This is a genomic window from Pseudomonas sp. K5002 (assembly GCF_013386655.1).
Lineage (GTDB): Bacteria > Pseudomonadota > Gammaproteobacteria > Pseudomonadales > Pseudomonadaceae > Aquipseudomonas.
This window is the reverse complement of sequence record NZ_JACARK010000666.1, coordinates 1-3,393: the sequence shown is the minus strand read 5'-3', so window position 1 is coordinate 3,393 and position 3,393 is coordinate 1. Positions and strand designations below refer to the sequence as shown.

General features: G+C 61.4%; 4 protein-coding genes. All 4 read left to right on the top strand.

Features of this window, described 5'->3' with window-relative positions:
- Positions 1-641, top strand: a 641-nt coding sequence (locus HX846_RS25835; RefSeq protein WP_178966353.1) for a sulfite exporter TauE/SafE family protein, incomplete at its 5' end; no start/stop codon positions are given.
- Positions 642-758: 117 nt separating this feature from the next.
- The gene (locus HX846_RS25830) at positions 759-1,349 is read left to right on the top strand and encodes an NAD(P)H-dependent oxidoreductase (protein WP_177021607.1); all 591 of its coding nucleotides are present in this window, start codon (positions 759-761) and stop codon (positions 1,347-1,349) included.
- Positions 1,350-1,390: 41 nt separating this feature from the next.
- Positions 1,391-2,287, top strand: coding sequence for a LysR family transcriptional regulator (locus HX846_RS25825; RefSeq protein ID WP_177040603.1), 897 nt, complete (start codon positions 1,391-1,393; stop codon positions 2,285-2,287).
- Positions 2,288-2,391: 104 nt separating this feature from the next.
- Complete coding sequence (locus HX846_RS25820; protein ID WP_178966352.1) at positions 2,392-3,285, top strand: NAD-dependent epimerase/dehydratase family protein; 894 nt, start codon at positions 2,392-2,394, stop codon at positions 3,283-3,285.
- Positions 3,286-3,393 lie beyond the last annotated feature (108 nt).

The following is a 3,393-nucleotide window of genomic DNA, read 5'->3' as shown; positions in this document are numbered from 1 at the left end:
TGGGCATGCTCGGCCTGGCTATGTTGCCGGCGCAGGCTGCGGCGTTGCTGATCATCCCGTCCACCGTCACCAACCTCTGGCAACTGGCCTTCGGCGGTCACCTGAGCGCGTTGATCAAACGCCTGTGGCCGATGCTCCTGCTGATTTTCCTCGGCACCGGGCTGGGCTCGTTGTGGCTGGGCATGGATGGCGGGCATTGGGTGGTGCGGGCGTTGGGCGGCGCGCTGCTGGTGTATGCCTTGAGCGGGCTGTTGCTGCCGACGTTCAAGGTAAGCCCGGCCACCGAGCGCTGGCTGGGCCCGCTGTGCGGCGTGCTGACCGGGGTGATCACCTCGGCCACCGGGGTGTTTGTGATACCGGCGGTGCCGTATCTGCAAGCGTTGGGCTTGAACCGCGATCAGCTGGTGCAGGCGTTGGGGCTGTCGTTCACCGTGTCGACCCTGGCGCTGGCAGCTGGGCTGTTCTGGCGTGGCAGCCTGGGCGGCGGCGAATTGAACGCCTCGTTGCTGGCGCTGGTTCCCGCGCTGCTCGGGATGTGGCTGGGCCAGGCCCTGCGCCAGCGCATCAGTGCCGTGCTGTTCAAGCGGGTGTTCTTTATCGGCATGGCCGCGCTGGGAGGTCATCTGCTGATCAGTGGTTAACAATATGCCGTTGATTCGTGCGCCTTGGTCAAATGTATTTTGCCGCCGGGACGCTTATTCCAACGGACAGACCCCGTTACCCTGCCTTCAGACATTTTTAATCTTTAGGCACCCCCTATGAAAAAAGTACTCCTGCTCAACGGCGGTAAGAAATTCGCCCATTCCGACGGTCGCTACAACAGCACCCTGCATGAAGCCGCCCTGGCGGCACTGGACCGTGGCGGCATCGACGTCAAGGAAACCCACATCGACGCCGGCTACGACGTGGCCGAAGAAGTCGCCAAATTCCTCTGGGCCGACGTGATCATCTACCAGATGCCCGGCTGGTGGATGGGCGCTCCGTGGATCGTCAAGAAGTACATCGATGAAGTCTTCACCGAAGGCCATGGCAGCCTGTACGCCAGCGACGGCCGCACCCGCTCCGACTCGTCGCAGAAATACGGCAGCGGCGGCCTGATCCAGGGCAAGCAATACATGCTGTCCCTGACCTGGAACGCTCCCCAGCAAGCGTTCGACGACCCCACCGACTTTTTCGAAGCCAAGGGCGTGGACGCGGTGTATTTCCCGTTCCACAAGGCCAACGAGTTCCTCGGCATGACCGGCCTGCCGACCTTCCTGTGCGTGGACGTGATGAAACGCCCGGCCATCGAAGCCGACGTGGCGCGTTATGAACAGCATCTGGCACAGGTGTTTAACCTGAGTCTGTAATGCGGCTAGTATCCGTGCAGCCGCTATAAAGAGGATTCACGTTGAAAGCCCGATCCGATGAGCTACAGATCTTCGTCTGCGTGATTGAATGCGGGTCGATTTCCGCCGCAGCCGAACAGGTCGGGCAGACGCCGTCGGCGGTCAGCCGCACCTTGTCGCGCCTGGAAGCCAAGCTCGACACCACCCTGATCAACCGCACCACCCGGCGCATGGACCTGACCGAAGAGGGCAAGTATTTCTTCGAGCGGGCCAAGGTGATCCTCGAGCAGATGGACGACCTGGAAGAACGCCTGTCGTCGCGCCAGCAAACCCCGTCGGGGCGCCTGCGGATCAACGCGGCGTCGCCGTTCATGCTGCATGCGATCGTGCCGTACATCGCCGAGTTTCGTGACCTGTACCCGGATATCCAGCTGGAACTGAACAGTAACGACCTGATCATCGACCTGCTGGAGCAGAGCACCGACATCGCGATTCGCATCGGTGCCCTGGCCGACTCGACGTTGCACGCCCGCTCACTGGGGTGCAGCCCGCTGCATATCCTCGCCAGCCCGGCGTACCTGGAACAGCACGGCACGCCCACCACCGTTGCCGAACTGGCCGAACACACGTTGCTCGGCTTCACCCAGACCGAAACCCTCAACCACTGGCCGTTGCGCCACGTGCACGGCGATCGCTGGCAAATCCAGCCTGGCGTTGCCGCTTCCAGCGGTGAAACCTTGCGCCAGCTGGCCCTGGAAGGGCAGGGCATCACCTGTTTATCGGACTTCATGACCGCCCAGGACATCAAGACCGGGCGCCTGATACCGGTGCTGGCCGAGTTCAACAGCGGCTATCGTCAACCGATCAATGCGGTGTACTACCGCAACTCGCAATTGGCCTTGCGCATCCAGTGCTTCCTGGACTTTATCCAGGGCAAGCTGGCCAGCTACGCCAGCTGATTCGTGACCTCTGCGCAAGATTGAATTGGGCAATACGGACTTATTCGGAATGGATAGGTCCGCAATACTGACGCCATCAATTACTCACGCAGGGAGACACCTCCATGAACGTATTCATCACCGGCGCTGCCGGTTTTATCGGCGGTTCCATCGCCACTGGCCTGGTCAAGGCCGGCCATAACGTCACCGGCCTGGTGCGCAGCACCGAACAGGCTGCGGAAATGACGGCACTGGGTATCACGCCGGTGATCGGTACGCTGGATGACAGCGCGCTGTTGACCGAGCAGGCGAAGAAAGCTGACGCGGTGATCAACGCCGCCAGCAGCGACCATCGCGGCGCGGTGGAAACCTTGCTGGCCGCGCTGCGCGGTTCCAACAAAACCTTCCTGCACACCAGCGGTTCGAGCATCGTTGGCGATGCGTCGGGCGGTAAGTCCAGCGATGTCATCTACTTTGAAGACAACCTGCCGGAGCCGACCGTCGACAAGGCCGCTCGCGTGGCCATCGACAACCTGATCCTGGCTGCCGCCAAAGATGGCGTGAACTCGGCAGTGATCTGCAACACCCTGATCTACGGTCACAGCCTGGGCGTCAAGCGCGACAGCGTGCAATTGCCACGCTTGCTCAAGCAGGCACGCAAAAGCGGTGTAGTGCGGCATGTGGGCACCGGGCAGAACATCTGGTCCAACGTGCACATTGAAGACGTGGTTGCGTTGTACCTGCTGGCGCTGGAAAAGAATGTGCCGGGCACTTTCTACTTTGTGGAGAGTGGCGAAGCGGCGTTTGTCGACATGACCACCGCGATTGCCGAAGCGCTGAAGCTGGGTAAACCACAGGATTGGCCATTGGCGGATGCCGAGGCCGAGTGGGGTTATGAAATGGCCAACTATGGCCTGGGCTCCAACAGCCGGGTGCGCGGCAAGCATGCGCGGGAATTGCTGGGATGGGCGCCGAAGCGGACCTCCGTAGTGGAGTGGATTCGCAACGAGATGGTGTGATGTTCGCTTGAGACCGAGGCGAGCCCTTCGCGAGCAAGCCCGCTCCCACACTTAACCGAGTTCCAACTTTGGAATGCGGTCAAATGTGGGAGCGGGCTTGCTCGCGAA

What these genes read in the sequence shown, in the direction of transcription:
- HX846_RS25830 (WP_177021607.1), top strand. Translation starts at nt 759, where the DNA reads ATGAAAAAAGTACTCCTGCTCAACGGCGGTAAGAAATTCGCCCATTCC.
- HX846_RS25820 (WP_178966352.1), top strand. Translation starts at nt 2,392, where the DNA reads ATGAACGTATTCATCACCGGCGCTGCCGGTTTTATCGGCGGTTCCATC.